The organism is Bradyrhizobium sp. ARR65 (assembly GCF_000472385.1).
GTDB lineage: Bacteria > Pseudomonadota > Alphaproteobacteria > Rhizobiales > Xanthobacteraceae > Bradyrhizobium.
This window is the reverse complement of record NZ_AWZU01000012.1, coordinates 95,988-118,839: the sequence shown is the minus strand read 5'-3', so window position 1 is coordinate 118,839 and position 22,852 is coordinate 95,988. Positions and strand designations below refer to the sequence as shown.

21 protein-coding genes are annotated in these 22,852 nt (G+C 63.3%); 14 read left to right on the top strand and 7 right to left on the bottom strand.

Features of this window, described 5'->3' with window-relative positions:
- Positions 1 to 516 precede the first annotated feature (516 nt).
- The 4 genes from F758_RS0115915 to F758_RS0115900 all read left to right on the top strand — a co-directional run bounded on the left by F758_RS0115915 (position 517) and on the right by F758_RS0115900 (position 4,339).
- Positions 517 to 1,251 carry a copper chaperone PCu(A)C gene (locus F758_RS0115915; RefSeq protein WP_245286508.1) on the top strand — a complete coding sequence of 245 codons (735 nt, stop codon included), beginning with the start codon at positions 517 to 519 and terminating at the stop codon, positions 1,249 to 1,251.
- 82 nt (positions 1,252 to 1,333) lie between these two features.
- The gene (locus F758_RS0115910) at positions 1,334 to 3,115 is read left to right on the top strand and encodes a PQQ-dependent dehydrogenase, methanol/ethanol family (RefSeq protein WP_024508786.1); all 1,782 of its coding nucleotides are present in this window, start codon (positions 1,334 to 1,336) and stop codon (positions 3,113 to 3,115) included.
- 106 nt (positions 3,116 to 3,221) lie between these two features.
- The gene (locus F758_RS0115905; RefSeq protein ID WP_024508785.1) at positions 3,222 to 3,722 is read left to right on the top strand and encodes a c-type cytochrome; all 501 of its coding nucleotides are present in this window, start codon (positions 3,222 to 3,224) and stop codon (positions 3,720 to 3,722) included.
- Positions 3,719 to 4,339, top strand: coding sequence for a hypothetical protein (locus F758_RS0115900; RefSeq protein ID WP_024508784.1), 621 nt, complete (start codon positions 3,719 to 3,721; stop codon positions 4,337 to 4,339). Before F758_RS0115905 ends, F758_RS0115900 begins: the two co-directional genes overlap by 4 nt.
- A gap of 179 nt (positions 4,340 to 4,518) precedes the next feature.
- Here F758_RS0115900 and F758_RS0115895 read toward each other — a convergent pair whose 3' ends face one another.
- Complete coding sequence (locus F758_RS0115895) at positions 4,519 to 5,691, bottom strand: M20 aminoacylase family protein (RefSeq protein ID WP_024508783.1); 1,173 nt, start codon at positions 5,689 to 5,691, stop codon at positions 4,519 to 4,521.
- A gap of 140 nt (positions 5,692 to 5,831) precedes the next feature.
- On the opposite strand from F758_RS0115895, the gene F758_RS0115890 reads away from it, so the two are divergent.
- The 7 genes from F758_RS0115890 to F758_RS0115860 all read left to right on the top strand — a co-directional run bounded on the left by F758_RS0115890 (position 5,832) and on the right by F758_RS0115860 (position 11,620).
- Positions 5,832 to 7,448: a GMC family oxidoreductase gene (locus F758_RS0115890; RefSeq protein WP_024508782.1), complete on the top strand. Its 1,617-nt coding sequence runs from the start codon at positions 5,832 to 5,834 to the stop codon at positions 7,446 to 7,448.
- Between the two features lie 25 nt (positions 7,449 to 7,473).
- Positions 7,474 to 8,514, top strand: a complete 1,041-nt coding sequence (locus tag F758_RS0115885) for an MBL fold metallo-hydrolase (protein ID WP_084305438.1) — start codon at positions 7,474 to 7,476, stop codon at positions 8,512 to 8,514.
- Between the two features lie 61 nt (positions 8,515 to 8,575).
- The gene (locus F758_RS0115880) at positions 8,576 to 8,758 is read left to right on the top strand and encodes a hypothetical protein (RefSeq protein ID WP_024508780.1); all 183 of its coding nucleotides are present in this window, start codon (positions 8,576 to 8,578) and stop codon (positions 8,756 to 8,758) included.
- Between the two features lie 144 nt (positions 8,759 to 8,902).
- Entirely contained in the window at positions 8,903 to 9,844 is a 942-nt protein-coding gene (locus tag F758_RS0115875) for a metallophosphoesterase family protein (RefSeq protein ID WP_024508779.1), read from the top strand.
- 12 nt (positions 9,845 to 9,856) lie between these two features.
- Positions 9,857 to 10,204, top strand: a complete 348-nt coding sequence (locus tag F758_RS0115870; protein WP_024508778.1) for a cupredoxin domain-containing protein — start codon at positions 9,857 to 9,859, stop codon at positions 10,202 to 10,204.
- A 91-nt stretch (positions 10,205 to 10,295) separates the two neighbouring features.
- Entirely contained in the window at positions 10,296 to 10,856 is a 561-nt protein-coding gene (locus F758_RS0115865) for a sigma-70 family RNA polymerase sigma factor (protein ID WP_035722187.1), read from the top strand.
- Positions 10,853 to 11,620 carry an anti-sigma factor family protein gene (locus tag F758_RS0115860; protein ID WP_024508776.1) on the top strand — a complete coding sequence of 256 codons (768 nt, stop codon included), beginning with the start codon at positions 10,853 to 10,855 and terminating at the stop codon, positions 11,618 to 11,620. The genes F758_RS0115865 and F758_RS0115860 overlap by 4 nt, the downstream gene beginning before the upstream one ends.
- A 95-nt stretch (positions 11,621 to 11,715) precedes the next feature.
- On the opposite strand, the gene hpnO is transcribed toward F758_RS0115860, so the two are convergent.
- The gene (gene hpnO, locus F758_RS0115855; protein ID WP_024508775.1) at positions 11,716 to 13,107 is read right to left on the bottom strand and encodes an aminobacteriohopanetriol synthase HpnO; all 1,392 of its coding nucleotides are present in this window, start codon (positions 13,105 to 13,107) and stop codon (positions 11,716 to 11,718) included.
- A gap of 100 nt (positions 13,108 to 13,207) precedes the next feature.
- On the opposite strand from hpnO, the gene F758_RS0115850 reads away from it, so the two are divergent.
- Positions 13,208 to 13,837: a DUF2147 domain-containing protein gene (locus tag F758_RS0115850; protein WP_024508774.1), complete on the top strand. Its 630-nt coding sequence runs from the start codon at positions 13,208 to 13,210 to the stop codon at positions 13,835 to 13,837.
- Here the strand turns inward: F758_RS0115850 and hpnN are convergent.
- Positions 13,805 to 16,393, bottom strand: a complete 2,589-nt coding sequence (gene hpnN / locus F758_RS0115845; protein WP_024508773.1) for a hopanoid transporter HpnN — start codon at positions 16,391 to 16,393, stop codon at positions 13,805 to 13,807. The two genes, F758_RS0115850 and hpnN, sit on opposite strands and share 33 nt — an antisense overlap.
- Before the next feature lie 403 nt (positions 16,394 to 16,796).
- Between hpnN and ispH the strand changes: the two genes are divergently transcribed.
- Both ispH and hpnH read left to right on the top strand, forming a co-directional pair.
- Positions 16,797 to 17,753, top strand: coding sequence for a 4-hydroxy-3-methylbut-2-enyl diphosphate reductase (gene ispH / locus F758_RS0115840; protein WP_035722182.1), 957 nt, complete (start codon positions 16,797 to 16,799; stop codon positions 17,751 to 17,753).
- A gap of 36 nt (positions 17,754 to 17,789) precedes the next feature.
- On the top strand, positions 17,790 to 18,938 hold the full coding sequence (hpnH, locus tag F758_RS0115835; protein ID WP_024508771.1) for an adenosyl-hopene transferase HpnH: 1,149 nt from the start codon (positions 17,790 to 17,792) through the stop codon (positions 18,936 to 18,938).
- Here the strand turns inward: hpnH and F758_RS0115830 are convergent.
- The 4 genes from F758_RS0115830 to hpnC form a co-directional block, all read right to left on the bottom strand.
- Positions 18,879 to 19,613 (bottom strand): phosphorylase, encoded by a 735-nt coding sequence (locus F758_RS0115830; RefSeq protein WP_024508770.1) that lies wholly within the window; start codon positions 19,611 to 19,613, stop codon positions 18,879 to 18,881. The two genes, hpnH and F758_RS0115830, sit on opposite strands and share 60 nt — an antisense overlap.
- 256 nt (positions 19,614 to 19,869) lie before the next feature.
- On the bottom strand, positions 19,870 to 21,123 hold the full coding sequence (gene hpnE, locus F758_RS0115825) for a hydroxysqualene dehydroxylase HpnE (RefSeq protein ID WP_024508769.1): 1,254 nt from the start codon (positions 21,121 to 21,123) through the stop codon (positions 19,870 to 19,872).
- Positions 21,123 to 21,962, bottom strand: a complete 840-nt coding sequence (gene hpnD, locus F758_RS0115820; RefSeq protein WP_024508768.1) for a presqualene diphosphate synthase HpnD — start codon at positions 21,960 to 21,962, stop codon at positions 21,123 to 21,125. Before hpnD ends, hpnE begins: the two co-directional genes overlap by 1 nt.
- Positions 21,959 to 22,837 carry a squalene synthase HpnC gene (gene hpnC, locus F758_RS0115815; protein ID WP_024508767.1) on the bottom strand — a complete coding sequence of 293 codons (879 nt, stop codon included), beginning with the start codon at positions 22,835 to 22,837 and terminating at the stop codon, positions 21,959 to 21,961. Before hpnC ends, hpnD begins: the two co-directional genes overlap by 4 nt.
- Between the last annotated feature and the right edge of the window lie 15 nt (positions 22,838 to 22,852).

Genomic DNA, 22,852 nt, shown 5'->3' with positions numbered 1-22,852 from the left:
TCCGATTTGGGCCGTCCAGATCCCAGCGCAAAAATATTCCCCTTTCGCTTTTTCAGAAATTGATGATTACTCCTCTCCGTTCCGCGCCGACATGAGGGGCGTTACGCGTCGTCACGAACGTGGTGCGGAATGCGGTGGACGCGGGGGGCCGATGGACGAGCGGCCTCTCTCGCGGACGGCGAAGTCGTGTGGTTCTGACGCGCCCTTGCAGGCGTCAAGCTGGCGGACGATGCTGACGCATCGCGCCGGCGACGGTGGCAATCAGCCTGGTTCACCGGGAAGAGCACGAAGTAAGCCGTAAACCACTCGCGCAGGGAAGGCCGGTGTGATCACCGCCTGTACCTGTGGTCAACGCGCGCTCGCGCAACCTTCTTTGCGCGGGGGCCCCGGGTGCAGCGGCCACCCGGCCTTCCCTGCGCCCTCTGATCTTAAGAGGGCGAAGCTCCTGGCACAGCTCGGACGCCACGCGCCGCGAGAACACGAAGGCATGTCAGCCGGGTCCTGCGATGCCGGGCCTTGGCATCCCAGCCCGAGCGCCGTTCGCACCACTGGCATCACGGATGCAGAGGATTTAACGATGCGAGACGGACAAGGCAGAAATGTCGGATCGGCGATCATGCTTCGCAGTGCGTCATCGACGTGCCGCCACAATTGTCACTTCAACTCAACTTCAGCAAAGCGTATTTGGGGAAACGTCCAGGCGTGCGACGCGAGGATTGTTGTGACACAACGTCCGCCCGTGACGCGTTTGGAAAGGCTGAGGACAAACCAATGTCGGCAACGTGGCCGATCGTGAAGCGCAAGGCACTTGCCGCTGCGGCACGCGGGCTGCTCATCGTTGCAGTCGGTTTGATAGCGAGCCATTCGATCTTACTCGCCGGCGACGAGGCGCTGCGGATCGTCGATGCGTGGGTTCCGGCGACAGATCGGATCGGCAGCGATGTGCCGCTGCTGCTGACCATCCGCAACGAAGCCGATGCCGCAGATGCGCTTCTGCGCGTCAGATGCCCCGTCGCAAATTTCTCCGAAAGGCATACAGTAGATCGCGGCGAAGGTGCGCCCGCGATGCGAATGATCCCGCAAATCCCGCTTGCCGCTGGCAGCACCACGGTGCTCAAGCCGGACGGCTATCACGTGATGCTTCTCCAGACCCGGCAGCCGCTCGTGACGGGCGAACGGTTCACTTGCTCAATCGCGTTCCAGAAGGCAGGAACAATCGAAACGGAGGTGAACGTCCGCCAACTTCCCTAAGATCGTTCGCAAGCGCAACAGCGATACCTCTGCACGAGGTCAATGAAGCAAATGGTCGATGAACAAAGAAGGAGGAAACGACATGAAGGACTTCACAAGGCACAGGCTGTCGTTGCGGGCCGCATTGCTCGCAACCGTCGCGGCGGTCGCGACCATCGCCGCGCTGCCAGGCAAGGCGGATGAGGTCACGCCCGAGCGGCTGCTGAATGCAGACAAGGAGCCCGGCAACTGGCTTCTTCATCATAAGGATTTTTCCGCCACCCGCTTCTCCAACCTTTCCGAGATCAACAAGGGCAATGTGAAAGACCTCAAGGTTGCATGGACCATGCAGCTTGGCGGCGTCGAGGGCGGCGGCATCTGGACCCATGGCGGTCTCGAAGGGACGCCGATCGTCGAGAATGGCATGATGTATGTCACCGACGGATGGGGCTCGGTCTACAAGATCGACACCCATGGCGGCAAAGGCACGTTGCTCTGGAAGATGGATCCAAAGACCGACCACGACTGGGCGGGCGCGGTGGCCTGTTGCGGCGTTGACAACCGCGGCGTCGCGCTGTGGGGCAATCTCGTGATTTCGCATACGCTCGACGGCCGGCTGATCGCGACCGACAAGGAGACCGGCCAAGTCGCCTGGCAACGGCAGGTCGCCGATCCCGACAAGGGCGAGGTCGTCACCGGCGCGCCATTGATCGTCAAGAACATGGCGATCACGGGCGTCGCCGGCGCGGAATATGGCATCCGCGGCTGGATCGCGGCGACCGATCTGACCACGCAGAAGGAGGTGTGGCGCACCTACACGATCCCCGGCAAGGATCAGCCCGGGCACGAGACTTGGAAGGACGACCAGAACGCAGCCGCGAGCGGCGGCGGTTCAACGTGGGTGACCGGCAGCTATGATCCGGCAAGCAACACCATCGTCTGGGGTGTCGGCAATCCCGGGCCGGACTGGGACAATGAATATCGGCCCGGCGACAATCTCTACACGGACAGTTCGCTGGGGCTCGATGCCGATACCGGCAAGATCAAATGGCACTATCAGCACACGCCAAACGACCCTTACGACTACGACAGCGTGGCTGAGAACGTACTGGTCGATGTTCCCGGCCCCAACGGCTCGACCGAGAAGCTCGCGCTGGAGGCCGACCGCAACGGCTTTGCCTATGCGGTCGACCGCACCAACGGCAAGTTCGTCTGGGGCCTACCCTTCGTGAAGAAGGTGACCTGGACCAAGGGCCTTGATCCCGAGACCGGCAAGCCGGCCGAATACGACCCCAGCAAGCAGGTGCAGCTCTACAATGCCGCGGTCACGCCGAGTCGGCAAAACAAGGTCACCGACATCTGCCCCGGCAATATGGGCGGCAAGAACTGGCCGCCCACGGCCTACAATCCGGAGCTGAAACTCTGGTACATCCCGGTGATCGAAAGCTGCAACCGCATCACGGTCGAGGAAGAAACGCCGGCGAAGCTGAAAAAACGCGAGTTCTGGACCGGCGGTGGCCCGAGCCAGCCGGTTCGCATCACCGGCAGCGTCACCGCGATCGACGTGACGAGCGGCAAGATCGCGGGCAAGTTCGAGACGCCGTTCCCGAATCTGGGCGGCATTCTCGCAACCCCGGATCTGGTCTTCTCCGGTCAGCCCTCCGGCGAGGTGATGGCACTGGACGGCAAGACGCTGGCGAAGCTCTGGGAGTTCAACACGGGCGGCGGCGTGAATGCGCCTCCGATCACGTTCTCCGTCGACGGCAAGCAATATGTTGCGATCCTCGTCGGGCTGGGCGGCGCCTGGGACAAGTGGTTCATCGATGCCACGCCTGAACTGAAAAAGATGCAGCCGGGATCGATGCTCTACGTGTTCTCGCTCTAGGCAATCGCGAGCGGGCGATTGGATGTCCTTTCGCCCGCTCCTCTTCGCAAGAACGGATCGGCAAGAGAAAATGATTGGACTTAACAGGGCTGCTGCGGCGTTCGTCATGGTCGCAGCGGCGGCGATGACGACAGGGGCAGCGGCGCAGTCGGCGGATCCCACCGACGCCGGCAAGGCCATCTTCAAGCGAGCCAATTGCGTTGGCTGCCACAAATGGCACGGTAACGGTGGCGGCGGCTATGGCGGCGATGCACTCTCGTTACGAAAGACCGAGCTGACGCGTGAACAGATCATCGAAACCGTGGGATGCGGCAGGCCGGGAACCGGCATGCCGTTCTTCACCCGCGGCGCCTATGACACCGTCAAATGCTACGAGATGACGCGCCAGGACGTCGGCGGCCGGATGCCGCCGGAGGCCAACACCTTCTTACGTCCCAAGGACATCGAAGCCGTGGCGGATTACGTCATTTCCCATATCAAAGGTAAAGGCGAACCGAACTACGGCGAATGCATCGCGTTTTTCGGCGAGGGATCTCGCGTCTGCGACGTCTACAAGGCGCAGCAATCGACCGATACGAATACAGCCACATCGGGGCAGTCGAAATGAAGCCGTGGACCCCATTGGCGATAGCTATTGTGCTGACATTGCAGCAAGCAGCGGCCGAGGACTTCTCCGGCAACGATCTGCGCGACATCAGGATCGGAATGGCCGTCGCCGATCTTCCTGGTACTGGCTATACGGATTTTGCTTGCGCGACCGATGCCAGCCGCAAGCTTTCAGGCTGGTCCGACTGGCGTAGTTGTCCGGTCGGCACGGATCAATTGCGGTCGCTACGCTTTGGCTACGACCCCGCGACGAGCAAGGACGGCACCATCGTAGCCGGCCATCCGGCTAACCTGACAGCGCTGATCGACGACGCCGGCACCGTTGCCGGCCTGAAGATCGAGACCGATCCAAAGGCAAGGCTCTATCTGCGCAAGAAGGCCTTCCTGTTCGGTCCCCAGGTGAAGGCGCGCTATGGATCCGAGGGCTGGACCTGCACGCAGGCCCAGCCGGATGCCGGCGAACAACCGGTCGGCGGGGTTTACATCAAGGAGAAATGTACCAAAACGACCGATGGACGCGCCCTCGTGGTAGAGCGCAGCCTGTTCCGGCAAGCCGGTCAGGACGAGCGGAGCTTCGTGGACGAAACCCGGGTCACCATCCTCCGCGCGCACTCTTAGAACAAGGCTGGTCTAAATTGTCTCGCCCGTCATTCGGGGGCGATGCGAAGCATCGAACCCCGAATGACGAGCTTCCGGGTTTCGCCTCTTCGAGGCGTCCCGGAATGACGCCCGATCGCTTGAAAGCACAAATCGTGGAGCGCAATGATCACCTCCGAACCGCCGCCATAAGCCCGGCCTCACGCTGCCAGCGTGTTCTCCACCAGCTTGATCCAATAGGAGGTGCCGTAGAGGATCGCCTCGTCGTTGAAATTATAGGCGGGGTGATGCAGGCCTGCGCTGTCGCCGTTGCCGCAGAAAATGAAGGCGCCCGGCCGTGCTTCCAGCATATAGGCGAAATCCTCCGCGCCCATCAGCGGCGGCGTCTCGTGCACATTGCCCTCGCCCACCACCTGCTTGGCGATGCTGATCGCCTGCTCGGTCTGCGCGGTGTGGTTGACGGTGACGGGATAGCCCCGCTCGTAAGTGAGGTCGATCCTGGCGCCGGTGATCTGGGCGACGCCCGCCACCACCTCGCGCACCCGCCGCTCCACGAGGTCGCGCACCTCCGGCGTCAGCGTACGCACGGTGCCGTGCAGCTCCGCGGTCTGCGGGATCACGTTGCGGGCATTGCCGGCGTGGAATTCGCACATCGAAATGACAGCCGATTCGAGCGGGTCGACGTTGCGCGACACGATCTGCTGCAGAGCGGTCACGAGTTGTGCGCCGACCATCACGGAGTCGATGCATTTGTGCGGCCGTGCCGCATGCCCGCCATGGCCCTCGATCCTGATATCGATCGCATCTGTGGCCGCCATGATCGGGCCGGTACGGATCGCAAAGGAACCGATCGGGATGCCCGGGCCGTTATGCATGCCGTAGACCTGCTCGATGCCGAAGCGCTCCATCAAGCCGTCCTTGATCATCGCGGCCGCGCCCGCGCCGCCCTCTTCCGCCGGCTGGAAGATCACGACGGCGTTGCCGGCGAAATTCCGGGTCTCCGCGAGATAGCGCGCCGCGCCGAGCAGCATGGCGGTGTGGCCGTCATGGCCGCAGGCATGCATCATGCCCTTGGTCTTGGAGGCGTAGGGAAGATTGGTCCGCTCCTCGATCGGCAAGGCATCCATGTCGGCGCGCAGGCCGATCACCTTGACCTCGCCATTTGTCGCGGCCTTCCTCCCCTTGATGACGCCGACGACTCCGGTCTTGCCAAGGCCGGTTGCGACCTCATCGCAGCCGAATTCCCGCAACCTGTCCGCCACGAAGGCTGCGGTGCGGTGGACGTCATAGAGCAGTTCCGGATGTTCATGGAGGTCGCGGCGCCAGGCCTGGATTTCGGGGTGCAGATCGGCGACGCGATTGACGATGGGCATGGAAAGTCTCGGCTGTTTGGTTCGGATGGCGGGTAGTCCTCTCTAGCATGCAAGCCGTGTTCCGCCCAGCGCCGCGGCAGTCTATACAGGTGCAGCAAAAATGCGCGAGCGCGTAAAAATCCGAGGAAAGTGAGGGAGTTATGAGACGGCTTGAGGGCGAGTTCGACTATATCGTGGTCGGCGCGGGCACGGCCGGCTGCATCGTCGCCAACCGCCTGTCGGCCGATCCGAAGCACCGCGTGCTGATCCTGGAAGCCGGCGGCGACGACAACTGGATCTGGTTCCACATTCCGGTCGGCTACCTGTTCGCCATCGGCAATCCCCGCTCCGACTGGATGTTTCGCACCGACCCCGAGCCCGGCCTGAACGGACGCTCGCTGGCCTACCCTCGCGGCAAGGTGATCGGCGGCTGCTCCGCCATCAACGCCATGATCTCGATGCGTGGCCAGGGAGCCGACTATGACCATTGGCGGCAGCTCGGGCTCACCGGTTGGGGCCGCGACGACGTCTGGCCGCTGTTCAAGAAACTCGAAGATCATTTCCTGGGCGAAAGCGAGCACCACGGCGTAGGTGGCGGCTGGCGCATCGAGGCGCCGCGGCTATCCTGGGCCATTCTGGACGCAGTGGGGAATGCCGCGGAAGAAATGGGGATCAAGAAAATCCCCGATTTCAACACGGGCGACAACGAAGGCGTCAGCTATTTCCACGTCAACCAGAAGCGCGGGCGGCGCTGGTCCAGCGCGCGCGGCTTTCTCAAGCCCGCACTAGGCCGCCCCAATTTGCGGCTCGAAAAACACGTGCTGGTCGATCGGCTCGTGATCGAGGACGGCCGTGCGGTGGGCGTACGCTTCGCTCGGGACGGCGAGACGTTCGAGGCGCGTGCCAAAGGCGAGGTGATCCTGTGTGCCGGCGCAATCGGATCTGTGCAGGTGCTGCAGCGCAGCGGCATTGGGCCCGCGCATTGGCTCTCCCCGCTCGGCATCGAGGTCCTGCGCGACAAGCCTGGCGTCGGGCGCAATCTGCAGGATCATCTGCAGCAGCGCGCGATCTACAAGGTCAGTGGCGTGCGAACGCTGAACGAGACCTATTGGTCGCTGCCGCGGCGCGGCCTGATGGGGCTCGATTATGTCTTCCGTCGCCGCGGGCCGCTCACCATGGCCCCCTCGCAGCTCGGCATCTTCACCCGGTCGGACGCGACGCGCGAGCGCGCCAACATCCAATTCCACGTGCAGCCTTTGTCGCTGGACAAATTCGGCGACCCCCTGCACCGCTTCCCCGCCATCACCGTGAGCGCCTGCAATCTGCAGCCGACCTCACGCGGCGAGATACGCATCCGCTCAGCCGATCCAAATGAGAAGCCCTCGATCGCGCCGCACTATCTGTCGACCGAGGACGACCGCCAGGTCGCCGCCGACGCCATCCGCACCACGCGGCGGCTGATGCGCCAGAACGCCCTGGCGCGCTTTTCGCCGTCCGAACTCCTGCCCGGCCCCAGCGTCGGGGATGACGACGCCGCGCTCGCGAAGGCCGCCGGCGATATCGGCACCACCATCTTCCACCCCGTGGGCACTGCGAAGATGGGCGCCGCAACCGACCCGCTTGCCGTCGTCGACGAGCGGCTGCGGTTTTTCGGCATCGGCCAGCTTCGCGTGGTCGACGCCTCGATCATGCCGACGATCACTTCAGGCAACACCAATACACCGACCGCGATGATCGCCGAAAAAGGCGCCACAATGATCCTGGAAGATGCGCCCTAGCGCGTTCAACAATGGGGAGGATAAAATGACGCTATTCCAGCGCCCGACGCCGCCATCATTTCGTGCCGAAGACACGTCCTCCGAAGTCGGCACCAGCCGGCGTGGCTTCCTGAAGCTGGGATGCGCGTGCTGTGCCGTCATGGCGGCACCTTTTGCGCATGCGCAGACGCCTTCTCCTGACGTGGCGCGGCATCTCGCGGCGGCCAAGGAAGCCGCCGGCTCCGATCTCGGAGCCTATCTCACGCTTGGGCAATCAGCCGATCCGAACTTCAAACCGGAGGCGCCTGACCTTGCGGCACTCATGAAGATGCCGGCACCGCCACCCGGAAAAGCGTTCGACAATCTCTATTTTGTCGGCAGCAAATGGGTGAGTAGCTGGGCGATCACCACGTCCGGCGGCATCATCCTGATCGACGCCATGGACAATGAGGAAGAGGCCGCGCGGATCGTCGAGGGCGGGCTCAAGACGTTGGGGCTCGATCCGGCCGAGGTGAAAACGATCATCGTCACGCATGGCCATGGGGATCACTATGGCGGCGCCAATTATTTCGTGCGGAAATACGATTCGCGCATCGTCGCAAGCGAAGCCGACTGGACGATGATGGAGACCAAACTCGAGTTCGACAGCCCGCTCTGGGGTCGGCCGCCAAAGCGCGATGTCTCCGTCGGCGACGGCGCCAAGGTGACGCTCGGCGACACCACCATCGATATCCTGATCACGCCCGGTCACACCATGGGCACGATTTCTCCGCTGTTCGACGTCTGGTCGGGCTCGCAGAAGCATCGCGCTCTGTTGTGGGGCGGCACCGCCTTCAATTTCGGCAAAAAGCCCGAGCGGCTGCAGGCCTATATCGACGCGACGGCGCGCACGCTCAAGATCGCCAAGCTGCAAGGCGTGGATGTCTTCCTCTCCAACCACAATCTTTACGACGGCGCGGTGGAGAAGCTGGCCGCGAAGTCGGCCGAGGGACCCAATCCGTTCGTGCTCGGCGAAGCAACCGTGCAACGCGCGCTGACCGTGATGAACGAATGCGCGCAGGCGACGCTGGCCTTGTGGAATTCGTGATGGGGAACATCGTGGGCCGCGTTACTCCACGGCTTTGATGAATTCCGGCGGTGAGGACACCATGCCGATCGCGCAGCCGTCCTTGTCTCCGCTTCGACGCAGCCTACATGTGATCGCTGCGGGGTGGCAGAGGCTGATCAAAGCCGCCTGTGATCCCTATCGGCCCGAGCTGCACTACATGCGCGGGCGCGGCCCGAAATGGCGTGCGGCTCATCAGCAACGCGCCGAGCGTGATCTGCTGTAGCCCAGACGAATCCCGCACCAGTTCACGCAAACGTCATTAACCCTGCCGCAACGCCAGCGGCTGCCGCGGATGCGGTGGGAATAAACTCCGAGCGCGCTCGATCAAGGCCGTGGAGCCCGATCATGGGTCCAAGGAGAGAGCGCGATGAGCCACGATCACCATCACGACGAGGAAGCCGGCGTCAGCCGCCGCAGAGTGCTGGAGTGCATGACCTGGGCGGGCACCGGCGTGCTCTGGACCATTTCCGGCGGCGTGCCGCGCTCGCTCGGGCTGGTCGATGCCGCGAGCGCCGCCGAGCCCGGGCTGACATTCCTGCAAATCAGCGACAGCCATGTCGGATTCGACAAGCCGGCCAACCCCCACGCCCTCGGCACGCTCGAAGAGGCGATCAACAAGGTGAAGGCCCTACAGACCAAGCCCGCCTTCATGATTCATACCGGCGACATCTCGCACCTGTCGAAGGCCTCCGAGTTCGACGATGCGGACCGCATCATCTCGCAGGCCAAGCTGGATGTGCATTACGTGCCGGGCGAGCACGACTTCCTCGATGAAGAGGTCAAGTTCTACAAGGAACGCTACGGCAAGGGCACCAAGGGCCCGGGCTATTATTCGTTCGATGCCAATGGCGTGCACTTCGTTGGCCTCGTCAACGTCGTAGACCTGAAGGCCGGCGGCCTCGGCAATCTCGGCGCCGAGCAGCTCGAATGGCTCGAAGACGACCTCAAGGGAAAATCGAAATCCACGCCGATCGTGGTGTTCGCGCACATCCCGCTGTGGACCGTTTATCAGCAATGGGGCTGGGGCACCGAGGACAGCGCGCGTGCGCTGGAATATCTTAAGGGCTTCGGCTCGGTCACCGTGCTCAACGGGCATATCCACCAGGTGATGCAGAAGGTCGAAGGCAACGTCACCTTCCACACCGCACGCTCCACGGCCTTCCCGCAACCCGCACCCGGTACCGCCCCCTCGCCCGGACCAATGAAGGTCGAAGACAGCAGGCTGCGCAGCGTGCTCGGGATTGCCAGCGTCAACTTCAAGCAAGGCGATCAGCGCCTCGCCATCATCGACACGCCGCTGCAGGGCTAAGGGAATTCGCAAATGACGCTGACCTATTTCCGCGGCTTGGGTCGCCACCTCCTGCTTCGCTTCGCGCTCGCCGCGATCATTCCCCTCACGCTCGGCGCCTACAGCGCGCAGGCCCAGGAGGTGCAGGTGACGATCGACAACTTCACCTTCACTCCGCCCGAACTGACGGTGAAGCTCGGCGACACCGTCACCTGGACCAATCACGATGACATCCCGCACACGGTGGTATCGGCAGGCAAATTCAGGTCGAAGACCATGGATACCGACAACAGCTTCTCCTTCACCTTCACCGCGGCCGGCGACTACAAATATTTTTGTTCGCTGCACCCGCACATGACGGGAATGATCAAGGTTGAGTAGTGCCGCAAACCAAGGCATCACAATAGTGCCCGGCCGGTGGCCTAAAGCCGGCCGGGCACCCGCGTCTTCTGCAACCGCCGGGCAAAAGGCGATGCCGGTCTTCAGTTTCGATCATGATCCCGACAGGACGCGGCGCTTTCGCGAATTGACGCTGCCGCATCTGAACGACGTCTACACGCTTGCGCGCTATTTGCTGCGCGATGCCGCGGATGCCGAGGACGCGGTGCAGGAATGCTATCTGCGCGCGCTGAAGCATTTCGACACCTATCGCGGTCCGGCGATCAGGCCCTGGCTGTTCGCGATCCTGCGCAATATCTGCCGCGCCGAATACGCGCGCCGCGCCGCCGCGCCCGCCGCGACCATCGAGGACACGCCGGAAGCGGCAGAGCAAACGCCACTGTGGCACGAGAGCCAGGAGACGCCGGAGGCGCAGATCCTGCGCGAGCGCGACGCGGATGCCATCCGCCGGCTGATCGATACGCTCGCCGAGCCGTTCCGCGAGACCTTCGTGCTGCGCGAAATCAACAACCTGTCCTACCGCGAAATTGCCGAGACGGTCGGGGCGCCGGTTGGCACCGTGATGTCCCGTCTCGCACGCGCCCGCGCCATGCTGCGCGCGGCATGGATCGCGGAACAGGAGGCGTCGAGATGACATGCGAGGAAGCCGAAATCCTGATTCACGCGCTGATCGACGGCGAGCTCGATGCGAGCCACGCGCGCGAGGTCGAGGCCCATGTCGCCGCGTGCACGCATTGCACCGCCGCCCTCGCCGCCTATCGCCAGATGAGCCAGGTGATCGCGGGCGCCGCTCTGCGCTATACCGCGCCGGAAAGCCTGCGGCGCCGCGTCGAAGCCGCGCTGCCAAAGGCGACGGCCGCAGCGCCGAGCCGGCGCCTGGTGCTGCGCGGTTTTGCGATGGGATCAGCAGTGTCGGCGCTTGCCGCAACCGGGCTCGTCGCCATCGTGCTGCGCGAGGACGACGAGCAGCGCATCATGTCCGAGATCGTCTCCGCGCATCTGCGCTCACTGCAGGCCGGCCACCTCACCGACGTGCTCTCGACCGACCAGCACACGGTCAAGCCATGGTTCAACGGCAGGATCGACGTCGCCCCGCCCGTGATCGACCTCACTGCACAGGGCTTTACCCTGATCGGCGGCCGCCTTGACTATGTCGACGCCCGCCCGATCGGAGCCGTCGTCTACAAGCGGCGGGCGCACGTGATCAATCTGTTCGTCGCGCAGACCGCGAACACCGAGCATCGTGCGGCCCGAACCGAGACACTGCAGGGCTACAACATCCGCACCTGGAGCGACCGCGGCCTGAAGTTCTGGGCGATCAGCGATATCGGCGCGGATGAACTCGCCGAGTTCAGCGAGAAATTCGAGGCCGCGACGCGCGCGAATAAGGAGGGATAGAGCGTAGCCCGGAATGAACGAAGCGATATCCGGGTGACCCGTGCCATTTCCCGCATGTTACTACGCTCATGCGGACTACGGCTGATGCCCCAGTGTTACGCCGACTTCCGCACCGCGTTGTCGACCAGCGTCTTGCCGAGCGACCAGATCGCGCCGGGGACCTTGTGGCTGGCGGCGATCACGCTGTCGAACGCGGTCGCGATCCAGTTGCAGTCCTCTTCGGTGATGTTGAGTGACGGCAGCAGCTTGATGGTATGGCTGCCATGGCCGGCGACCTGGGTGAGAATCTTGTGATCCTTGAACAGCGGCACGGTGATGAGCTGACAGAACAGCCCCTTGCTCGCGGTTTCCAGCACGTTCCAGGACGCCTTCAGCCGCAGCGATTTCGGCGGACCGAACTCGACGCCGATCATCAGGCCCTTGCCGCGAACCTCTTTCATCAGCTCGTAGCCCGGCACCATGCGGGTCAGCGCCAGCCGGAGCTCTGCGCCGCGCTTGGCGGCGGCCTCGATCAGCTTTTCCGACTCCAGCACTTCGAGCGTGGCGATGCCCGCCGCCATCGCAAGATCGTTTTTCGCAAATGTCGAGCCGTGTACGACCGCGCGATCCATCTGGTTGAAGATCTTGTCGAAGATACTCTTGCGCGTGAGCAGCGCGCCGACCGGGACATGGCCGCCGGACAACGCCTTGGAGAGCAGCACCATGTCGGGCTCGACATTCCAATGCTCGACCGCGGTGAAACGGCCGGTACGGCCCATGCCGGTCTGGATTTCATCGGCGATGAACAGCGTGCCATATTTCTTGCACAGCGCCGCCGCACCCGGCAGAAACTCGTCGGTCGGCATGTTGACGCCCTTGCCCTGGATCGGCTCGACAATGAAGCCGGCGATCTCGCGCGACGACAGGGCCTGCTCCAGCGCGGCCAGATCGTTGAACGGGATCGGCGTGCAGCCGGGCAACAGGGGCTCGAAACCCTTGCGGAAGTTCGGGTCGTCCGTCAGCGACAGCGCGCCGTAGGAAAGCCCGTGATAAGCGTGGCCGCAATAGACGATGCCGGGGCGGCCCGTCGCGCCGCGCGCGAATTTGATCGCCGCTTCCACCGTCTCGGCGCCGGAATTGGCGAAAAATACTTTATCGAGATATGGGACAAACTTGAGCAGGCGTTCGGCCAGGACACCTGCGAGGGTCGAGACATCGAGCTGCACCAGATTGGGCAGGTCGCTGTCGAGCACGCTCTTCAAGGCCGCGCGCAAGGTGGGATGATTGCGCCCGATGGCGAAGACGCCGAAACCGCTCAACAGATCCAGATAGCGGACGCCATCGCGGTCGTAGAGATATTGGCCCTGCCCCTTCTGGAACCCAACATCGTACCCGATCGTTTTGAGTACGCGGACGAGCTGCTCATTGAGGTGGCGCGCATGCATGGCGCTACGCTGCGCCTGACGCTCAACAAACATCTCGGAAACGTCTAGATTCGGACTTAGCATCAGCTACATACTTCGGTTGATGGCCATCTCGTCAACTGAAAACGCTCAATGCGGCGTTTTGCCCTCATTCACACCCTCAAAGCAAGCACAGGTTTGAGCCATGCTGCACTGCCCACGAAAGTTCATGCGTAAAGTCGGTATTTTTTCGGGGGTTTTTCTTCTCAGTAGCATCGTGCCTGCTTTGGCTCTTGACCCGACAGGAGACTGGCGGGTGGCCGATGGTGTCGCAAATGTCCGGGTTGCGCAATGTAATGGCGACATGTGGGGCGTGATCGCCTGGGAGAAAGAGCCGGGCGGTCGCGACACCAATAACCCCGATCCGTCAAAACGGAATAGGCCGACTTTGGGCATGCCAATCCTGCTCGATATGAAGAAAAAGCCCAGCACCGATCAGTGGGAGGGGCAAGTCTACAACGCTAAGGATGGGCAGACCTATAGTTCTACCATCAAGCCCACCGACCCCAACCATCTCGAAATTCAGGGCTGCGTGCTCGGCTTTCTCTGCGGCGGCGAGACCTGGACCCGCGTCGCGCCGCCGATTCCCTCGAGCCCCGCCAACAGCATGGCGAAAGGCGGTGCTCCGAAGAGCAACGCGCCTCCGACAGTGCCCAACCCGCCGCGGACCACCGGTGCGGCCACCTCGCCTGCTCAGAAGCACGCGTCCGCCCATCCGAACGATCCGGTCGGCGACATCTGCCTACTCCCTGATATCGCGGGGCTTGCCCATTAGCGCAGGCTGAAACAGCAGCACGGCGGCCAGCGTGGTCAACAGCGAAAGCGCGAGCAGTTTGCCCATGCTGGATGTGCCGGGATGACTCGACAGCCAGAGGCTGCCGAAAGCGGTCGCCGTGGTCATGGCACTGAAAAAGATCGCCCGCGTCAGACTGGTCTGCAACAGATTCGTCCTTCCCGAGCGCCACGCCGTGACATAATAAATCTTGAACGCAACGCCGACGCCGAGCAAGAGCGGCAGCGCGACGATGTTGGCGAAGTTGAGCGGCAGCCCGATCAGCACGCAGATTTCCAGCGTTACGGCACCCGCGACCAACAGCGGCACGAGCGTCATCAGCACGTCGGTGATCCGCCGCAGCGTGATCCACAGCAACAGGCTGATCACCACAAGCGCGTAGATGCCCGCATGGACAAAGGCGCTGACCACGGTGTCGCCCGATTTCAAGATCGAGACCGGCCCACCGATCGCGGTCGGTTCGGCGGCGAGCACGGCGCTGGCGAATTTGCGCAAATTATCGTTATCATTGGGATCGCCGCGCGGCAGCGCCTCGACCCGCATCAGGCCGTCCTTGCTCTTCCATTCGCGCACCAAGCCCTGCGGCAGCGTCTCCAGGCTGACCGGCTGCGCCTGCAGCGCGCTCCTTAGCTGGTTGAATACGACATTCATCGGGGTGACGAAAATCGCCTGCGCCTTGTTGCGCGTGGCCTCAGTCGCGGCGGCGAGTTTTTCCAAGGCATCGGCGAGCCGTCGGCAGGCCATGGCACCCGGCCCCTTGTCGTCGCCCGCCGTGCGGCGCAGGGCGGCAGCCGAGCTCTTCAGGGAATCGATGTTCTCCTGATCGGAGGGCGCAGGATCGACGGAATCAGGATTGAGCGCGGGACCAAGCGTCTTCGCGGCCTGCGCGATCAGCTTCAGCTTCGGTCCCTGGTCCTCCGGCACGAAACTATCCAGCGACATCACGCGCAGCACCTCCGGCAGCTTCTCGAGCTTCGCCTTGATCTGCTGGGCCTCGGCATCGGAACGCGTCAGCACATTGATGGCGCTGGCGCCGGTGTTCGGATCCTTGCGCAGGTCGAGATAGGTCGCGATCGACTCGGCATTCGGATTGCGCAGATGCATCGGGTTGAAGTCGAACCGCATCTGGTAGAGCAGCGGCAGGCCGGCCACCGACACGGCCAGCGTGCCAACCACGATCGGGATACGGTGCTTCTCCAGAAAATGATCGACCGGCGCCAGGAAGGCATAGCCGACTGGCTCCTTCTCGCCGGGCGGGTTGAGCAGGGTCAACAATGCCGGCAGCACGGTGATGCTGGAGAGAAACGCAAACAGCATGCCGACGCCGGCAATCTCGCCGAGCTCGGAAATGCCCCTGTAGTCGGTCGGCATGAAGCACAGAAAGCCTGCCGCCGTCGCCATCGCCGCCAGCGACAAGGGCACCGCGACGCGACGCGCCGCCTGGGCCAGCGCCTGCTTCAGATCGTTGTTCTTGAAGCGCTCCGAGCGGTAGCGGACGCTGAACTGAATGCCGAAATCCACACCCAGGCCCACGAACAGCACCGCAAAGGCGACGGACAAGATGTTCAGCGAGCCCACCAGCGCCAATCCCGCGGCCGTGGTGATCGCAAGCCCGATGAACAGGTTGACGAACACGGCCAGGATGATCTTCGCCGAGTGCAGCGCGAGCCACAGGATGACCAGCACCACGATCACGGTGCCGATCCCGTTGATGATCGCGCCCTCCTGCACGGTCGAATATTCTTCGTTGGCGATCGGCACCGGCCCGGTCAGGCGGACCCGCGCCTGATATTTGCCGGCAAAGTCGAGGTCGGCAGCCGCGCTCCGGATTGCATCGGTGGCCGCTCTGCCAGGCTCGAGCGCATTGTAATCCAGGACCGGTTTGAACTCGATGAAGGCGCGCTTGTCGGAATCTGTGAGCGGTTGATCGCTGGTGAGCGCACGCCAGGAGAAGTTGGCGTTGTGCTTGTTGAGGACGTCCTCCACGGTCTGCGCAATCATGTTGAAAGGCCGCGCGGTGTTGTCGAGCTTCACCTCGCCGCGCTTGACGCCGGCAAGCCCGGTCTCCAGCGCACCGGTGAGCCCGCGGATCGAAGGATCGCCCGCCATGATCTCGACCAGGGGCGCGGCGGATTCGAATTGGCCCGTGATCTCGCGAACTTCCTCCGTCGGCAGAAACAGCAGGCCTTCCCTGTCAAAGAACTCGCCCCAGCCGAGCGGCTGCGTCGACATGAAGTGCGTGGTGTCGCTCTTGAGCTTGTCCAGGAGTGCGCTCGCTGCGGCGATGGTTTGTTCGGGCGTCGGCGCTTCCACCACGGCCAGAATCGTGCTGTCGCGATCGAAGGCCCGGTCGAACTGCTGATCGCGCTGGCGCCAATCCAGCTTCTCCGAAATCAGCGTGTTGATGTCGGTGTTGATGGAAAAATGCCGCGCCGTGTAATAGCCGGCCGCAATCGCCAGAGCGAATCCGACAAGTAAAGTCAGAACGGCGAATCGGGTACAGGCTCTGACGATCGAAACAACGATACTTGTCAGCACTTCTTTTCTTTCTAATGGTTCAGGGGTCGCCGGAAACGTCCGGCTGTCTGGCGGCGTTTCCTAGGCCGGATTAACCTGGATTTGAACTTTCTTCCTCGTAAGGACTGCCCGAGCGTGGCAGGAAAACGACAGCGCTCACGCGATGCGGCTGATATAACCGGGATTGCTGGGCGGTAAAGTGGCGAACACGTGAGGTAATAAGGGCTTTAGCTTCCGTAACTTAGCGCTGACTACTATAGTACCGCATCGGCTCGCGGCCCGTTTCTGAGCCGATCTGCCTTTCGCGCTGCTGAATTTTTGACACAAACCCCTGGTTCCCGCGCGGCTCGCGTGGACCGGGAACAGGAAACATCGTGGTGGTGCGGAGATTGCAGATGTTCGTGGCACCCGGAGGTGACGAGGAATGAGTTTGGGTACGGATAACGAACATCCGAGACAGATCTATCTCGCGCAGCCGCGCGGATTTTGCGCCGGCGTGGTCCGCGCGATCGAGATCGTCGAGCGTGCGCTGGAGAAGTACGGACCGCCGGTCTATGTGCGCCACGAGATCGTGCACAACAAATACGTCGTCGAAAGCCTGAAAAACAAGGGCGCCATCTTCGTCGAGGATCTCTCGGAGGTGCCGCCGATGGCGGTGACCGTGTTCAGCGCCCATGGCGTGGCGCGCTCCGTCGAGGAGGAGGCCGCCGAGCGCGGCTTGCCGGTGCTCAATGCGACCTGCCCGCTCGTGACCAAGGTCCACAATCAGGGCAAGCGCTACATGTCGAAGGGCCGGACCGTGATCCTGATCGGACATGCCGGCCATCCCGAGGTCGAGGGCACCATGGGCCAGGTCCCCGGTCCCGTGCTCCTGGTGCAGAATGTCGAGGATGTGAAGGCTCTGACGCTGCAAGCGGATACGCCGGTGGCCTACATCACGCAGACCACCCTTTCGGTCGACGACACCAAGGACATCATCGCGGCGCTCCAGGCCAAATTTACAGATATTCAAGGACCGGATATCCGGGATATCTGCTATGCGACACAGAACCGGCAAACTGCGGTAAGGGATCTTAGCAAGCTGGTGGATGTGATCCTGGTGGTGGGGGCCGCCAATAGCTCCAATTCGAACAGATTGCGCGAAATCGGCACCGAGGCCGGCGTCGCGAGTTATCTGATTGCGGACGGGAGCGAATTAAACCCCGACTGGCTGAAGGGCGCCAGGGCCGTCGGCATCACCGCCGGTGCTTCGGCGCCGGAAGTGCTAGTCGACGACGTTATTGAGGCGCTCCGGCGTATCGGCCCGGTGACGGTATCGGTGCTGCCGGGTCGGGAAGAAAATATTGAATTTCGCCTGCCCGCCGAATTGGCGGCAGGCTGAACGGCAACCGTTGAGACTCGAGAAAGAAAACCCGTAATGGCAATACCGTTCCTGAAGGAGCTGCGTATCGGCAGCTATTTGATCAAGCAGAAGCTGCTCGGCCGGAAGCGCTATCCGCTGGTGCTGATGCTGGAGCCGCTGTTTCGCTGCAACCTCGCTTGCGCCGGCTGCGGCAAGATCGACTATCCCGACGCTATCCTCAACCGCCGCATGACGGTGCAGGAATGCCTGGACGCTGCCGACGAATGCGGCGCGCCGATGGTGGCAATTCCGGGCGGCGAGCCGCTGATCCACAAGGACATCGGCGAGATCGTCAAGGGCCTCGTTGCGCGCAAGAAGTTCGTCTCCTTGTGCACCAACGCGCTGCTCTTGGAGAAGAAGCTCGACCTGTTCGAGCCCTCACCCTATTTGTTCTTCTCCGTGCATCTGGACGGCCTGCGCGATCACCACGACAAGTCGGTCTCGCAGAAGGGCGTGTTCGACCGCGCCGTCTCCGCGATCAAGGCGGCGAAGGCGCGCGGCTTTACCGTCAACGTCAACGCCACCATCTTCGACGGCCATCCGGCGGAAGAGATCGCCAAATTCCTCGACTTCTGCACCGAGCTCGGCGTCGGCGTATCGATGTCGCCGGGCTATGCCTATGAGCGCGCGCCCGATCAGGAGCACTTCCTCAACCGCACCAAGACCAAGCGGCTCTTCCGCGACGTCTTCGCGCTGGGCAAGGGCAAGAAGTGGAATTTCATGCATTCGGGCCTTTTTCTGGACTTCCTGGCCGGCAACCAGAATTTCGAATGCACGCCGTGGGGCATGCCCGCGCGCAACATCTTCGGCTGGCAGAAGCCCTGCTATCTGCTGGGCGAAGGTTACGCCAAGACCTTCAAGGAGCTGATGGAGACCACCGACTGGGATTCCTACGGCACCGGCAAGTACGAGAAGTGCGCCAACTGCATGGCGCATTGCGGTTACGAGCCGACCGCGGCGACGGCGGCGATCAACAACCCGCTCAAGGCGATGTGGGTGGCGCTGCGCGGCATCCGCACCACGGGTCCCATGGCGCCGGAGATCGACCTCTCCAAGCAGCGCCCGGCGCAGTACATCTTCTCAGAGCAGGTCCAGAAGAAGCTCTCAGAGATCCGCCGCGAGGAGGCCCTCGCTGCCAAGCAGAAAGCCTCGACAGCCGCGTAAGGAGCGCAGCGCGCGGTTGAAATCGATCCCGGTCGAGACCAGCGCGCTGAGTGTCCGCGGATTGCGGACCACGCCGGAGAAGATCTTGCGCAGATCGACCTTGCCATCCGGCCTAATCGCCGATTTGGCAAGGGCCGGCAGCGAGCGGTGAGCCGAATCACTGATCACGCGCAGCGCCGCGAACGGCAGGCCGGCATCGGCCGCATAGGCCGCGGCGATGTGGCTTTCCATGTCGACCGCCTTAGCGCCCGTCTGCAGCCACAGGGCCGCCTTACGGGCTTGGGCGGCAACCACCTCCTCCGCCCCGGCAAGGCCGCCACGGATGATGCGCCGGCGCCTGAGCGCCACGCTCGCCACCACCTCTTCGTTCAAGGACAGCTCGGCGAGCCAGCGGCCGTCGCCGGCGACGACTTCGGTAGCCAGCACGATATCGCCCGGTTTCAACGACGGATCGAGGCCGCCCGCCACGCCAAAGCTGATGACGCCGCGGATCGTCGTCGGATCAAACACGGTCAGCAGCGCGCGCAACTGTTTGGGATCACTGCTCGAGCAAATGACAACCATGCCAGGGCCAGCCGCAATGCGGGCCTCCTGCACCAGACCGGTCACAATCAGAACTGGCCGCGGATCGATCCCCTTATCCGCGGTAGCCTCGTCCTCCGCCCCCAAACTCACTTCTCGACCCCTGCCACCCTGCTGTTGGTGTTTTCAATTCCGATCCCGCACCGGCCCCCTCGGCGGGACGAATTCACAATACCCATCTAGCGCAGATAAAATACCCGTGGAAATCCGGTTGCCATCGAACGTCGCCGTTCCACAAGCCTTTTTCGGAATGTGTTGCAAGTGGGTATCGCCCCTGCGCGCCACGGCCGGATGATCTATCCCGCCCGCAACCCTAACAAGCAAAGCGCGTGCCGTTCGTTTGCCGGCGTTACGAGCCGGCGGCCAGCACATGATCCGCGGCGCTGTCCCCTGACCGGACCGAGCCCTCGATCGTCGCTGGCAGTCCCGTAGCCGTCCAGTCGCCCGCGAGAAACAGGTTCTTGAAAGCCGTGACCGGCCCCGGACGAAGAGCATTTTGCGCGGGTGTTGCCTCGAAGGTCGCACGGCGCTCGCGCACGATCTGCCAGGGCGGCAACTCGCCGGCAACGCCCGCGGCCTTGCAGATGTCCCGCCAAATGGCCTGCGCGAGCTCCTCGCGCGGCTGATCCACCAGGCGGTCGCCATTGCTGATGGTGACCGAGAGCCGCTGTGGGAAGGCGAACAGCCATTCCACGAGCCCGCCGACGACGCCCAGGATGGGCGGCGCATCGCGGGGCGGGTCAAAGCGGAAATGCGCGTTCACGATGGCGCGGAATTTCGTCGGCGTTTTCAGGCCCGGCAGCAGCGAGGCCGCCGCCCGCGGCGGCACGGCCAGCACCACGGCATCATCCACGCCAAGCGGGATGGTGTCCTCGCCCCCGAATTTCAGCGCGCTGACGCGGTCCCCCGCCATCACGAGCTCGCGCAGCTCATGACCGATGCGGACACTCGCCCCCTTGGCCTGGAGACGCTTGATCGCAGGCTCGATCAGCACCGCGCTCAAGCCGTCGCGTGCGATCAGCGGCCGACAAGCCTGCCCACCGGCGAGCAGGGTCTCGCGCACGATCGCGCCGGCGAGGCCTGCCGAGCCTTCGGGCGGATCAAGATTGAGCGCTGCGAGCAGGAGTGGCTGCACCAGCCGATGATACAGTGTGCCCTCGCAGCGGATGGCCTCGTCGATCCGCTTGCTCTCCTTGGCCCAGATCAAGGGCGCCAGCGCAAGGTAGTCGGCCAAGCTGGTATCGGGCACGCGGCGGCTTGGATCGAGCACCCAAAGCGGCAGCCGCCCATCACCAAGGTCGAGCTGCCAGCGCCGCCCGGTCGCTAGATCGACAAAGGGAAACTGCGCCCGCGCCGGCCCGACCAACCCCTTCTCGCTGCCGATGGCGCGCGCATAGGCCAGCGCATGATGATTGGCTGACAGCAGCAGGTGGTTGCCGTTGTCGATGGTGAGATTGGTCGCCGCGTCGAAATAGGAACGGCAGCGGCCGCCCGCCTGCTGCGTGGCCTCGTGCACATGCACTTGATGGTTCGCGTCTGCCAGCCGTACGGCCGCGGACAGGCCCGAAATTCCGGCGCCGATGATGTGGACGGTCTTTGGCATCAGATGAAGGCGTAGCGCAAGACGATGGCGAGGCGGGCGAATTTGCTGACGCGCACCGGCGCGCGCGGGGCCGCAAATCCCCGCGCGATCAGCAGTTGCAGGATCGCGTGATAATATTTCGACATGATCCGCGGCGCGCGCACGACGCGGCGTGGGTAGCGCGCCATGATTTTGTCGGCCTCGATAAAGTGGCCCCGCGCCCGTTCGACCAGCGCCGCGCAAACCTTCGGCAGCGCTTTCTCGGTCGCGACCTTGAGCGGGTCGGTCGAGGTGACGCCGTTCTTTTCCAGCTCCTCGCGCGGCAGGTAGAGCCGGCCGAGGCTCGCGTCCTCGTCGATGTCGCGCAGGATATTAGTCAACTGCAGCGCCCGGCCGAGATGATGAGCGAGCAGAATGCCATCATCGCTGGGCAGCCCGAACACCCGCACCGAGAGCCGCCCGACCGCGCTCGCCACACGATCGCAATAGAGATCAAGCGTCGCAAGGTCCGGCGCGCGGATCTCCTGCGGCACGTCCATTTCCATGCCGTCGATGATGGCGAGGAAATCCTCGCGCTGCAGGCCGAATTTCTTCACCGAGGCGCCATAGTCGCGCAGACGCGGCGGCGGATTGCCCCGGTACAGCGCATCGATGTCCTCGCGCCACTGCTGCAGCGCCCTCAGCCGCTCCGGGCGCGGGCCGTCGGAATCGGCGATGTCGTCGACCTGGCGGCAGAAGCTGTAGATCTGAAACATCGCGTCGCGCTGCTCGCGCGGCAGGATGCGCATGGCGGCATAGAACGAACTGCCGGACGCAGTCGTGCCGTAATTGGTATCAGACGCGGCAGCTTGAACCGTCATCGGCCCGCCGCCGCTTTAGACACGGGCCGCCGGCCCATTACGCGGCGCGCCGTCTCGGCGGCCATGCCGCCCAGAGTGTAGAAGAGCAGCTCGAGCGGGCTCAGATGCACCCGCTCGCTCAGGGGATCGCGGACTTTGAGCAACCGCACGATCTTCTCGGCGAAGGCATAGATCACCGAGATTTCAAGCCCAAGCCGAAAATCCTTCACTTCGGCGCTGAACGATTTGCTGTTTTCGAGCAGACGCTCGTTGCGCGCGGCGAGCGCCTGCAGACACTGCAGCAGCTCCGCCGGCGCTTTGTCGCCTCCAAGCATTTCGACCGATGCACCCGAGGCCTCCAGCGCGTCGAGCGGGAGGTAGACGCGATTGAGATTGCGAAAATCCTTGCCGCAATCCTGCAAATGGTTGTTGATCTGCAGCGCCGCGCAGAGTGCGTCATTGGCCGGCCAGGTCGAGGTGCTCTCGCCATGGACGTCCAGCACGAAGCGGCCGACCGGCATCGCGGAATAGCGGCAATAGTGGATGAGGTCGTCCCAGTTCTCGTAGCGCAGCTTGGTCACGTCCATCCGGAATGCGGCGAGCAGATCAAGCGCGTGGCGCGGCGGCATGCCGCGCTCGGCGAGCGCCCGCCGCAAAATAACCGCCTCTTTCTGGCTGTCGCCCTTGCCGAGCAACTCGGCCTCGAGCAGGTCGAGATAGGCGAGCTTGTCGCTTGCTGCGAGCGTTGCATGGTCGGCGATATCGTCGGCGGTCCTGACAAAATTGTAGAAGGCGAGAATCAGCGCTCGGTGCCGCGGGTGAATCAGAAACGAGGCGACCGGAAAGTTCTCGTCGCGGTGCGTCTTTCCGGATCGCAATTCGCTCGCGGCGGTCATCGGGAACTGGCTACA

What these genes read in the sequence shown, in the direction of transcription:
- F758_RS0115900 (WP_024508784.1), top strand. Translation starts at nt 3,719, where the DNA reads ATGAAGCCGTGGACCCCATTGGCGATAGCTATTGTGCTGACATTGCAG.
- F758_RS0115905 (WP_024508785.1), top strand. Translation starts at nt 3,222, where the DNA reads ATGGTCGCAGCGGCGGCGATGACGACAGGGGCAGCGGCGCAGTCGGCG.
- F758_RS0115895 (WP_024508783.1), bottom strand. Translation starts at nt 5,691, where the DNA reads ATGCCCATCGTCAATCGCGTCGCCGATCTGCACCCCGAAATCCAGGCC.
- ispH (WP_035722182.1), top strand. Translation starts at nt 16,797, where the DNA reads ATGAGTTTGGGTACGGATAACGAACATCCGAGACAGATCTATCTCGCG.
- hpnD (WP_024508768.1), bottom strand. Translation starts at nt 21,962, where the DNA reads ATGACGGTTCAAGCTGCCGCGTCTGATACCAATTACGGCACGACTGCG.
- hpnC (WP_024508767.1), bottom strand. Translation starts at nt 22,837, where the DNA reads ATGACCGCCGCGAGCGAATTGCGATCCGGAAAGACGCACCGCGACGAG.
- F758_RS0115880 (WP_024508780.1), top strand. Translation starts at nt 8,576, where the DNA reads ATGCCGATCGCGCAGCCGTCCTTGTCTCCGCTTCGACGCAGCCTACAT.
- F758_RS0115890 (WP_024508782.1), top strand. Translation starts at nt 5,832, where the DNA reads ATGAGACGGCTTGAGGGCGAGTTCGACTATATCGTGGTCGGCGCGGGC.
- F758_RS0115865 (WP_035722187.1), top strand. Translation starts at nt 10,296, where the DNA reads ATGCCGGTCTTCAGTTTCGATCATGATCCCGACAGGACGCGGCGCTTT.
- F758_RS0115850 (WP_024508774.1), top strand. Translation starts at nt 13,208, where the DNA reads ATGCTGCACTGCCCACGAAAGTTCATGCGTAAAGTCGGTATTTTTTCG.
- F758_RS0115860 (WP_024508776.1), top strand. Translation starts at nt 10,853, where the DNA reads ATGACATGCGAGGAAGCCGAAATCCTGATTCACGCGCTGATCGACGGC.
- hpnO (WP_024508775.1), bottom strand. Translation starts at nt 13,107, where the DNA reads ATGCTAAGTCCGAATCTAGACGTTTCCGAGATGTTTGTTGAGCGTCAG.
- F758_RS0115885 (WP_084305438.1), top strand. Translation starts at nt 7,474, where the DNA reads ATGACGCTATTCCAGCGCCCGACGCCGCCATCATTTCGTGCCGAAGAC.
- F758_RS0115910 (WP_024508786.1), top strand. Translation starts at nt 1,334, where the DNA reads ATGAAGGACTTCACAAGGCACAGGCTGTCGTTGCGGGCCGCATTGCTC.
- F758_RS0115870 (WP_024508778.1), top strand. Translation starts at nt 9,857, where the DNA reads ATGACGCTGACCTATTTCCGCGGCTTGGGTCGCCACCTCCTGCTTCGC.
- F758_RS0115875 (WP_024508779.1), top strand. Translation starts at nt 8,903, where the DNA reads ATGAGCCACGATCACCATCACGACGAGGAAGCCGGCGTCAGCCGCCGC.
- hpnE (WP_024508769.1), bottom strand. Translation starts at nt 21,123, where the DNA reads ATGCCAAAGACCGTCCACATCATCGGCGCCGGAATTTCGGGCCTGTCC.
- hpnH (WP_024508771.1), top strand. Translation starts at nt 17,790, where the DNA reads ATGGCAATACCGTTCCTGAAGGAGCTGCGTATCGGCAGCTATTTGATC.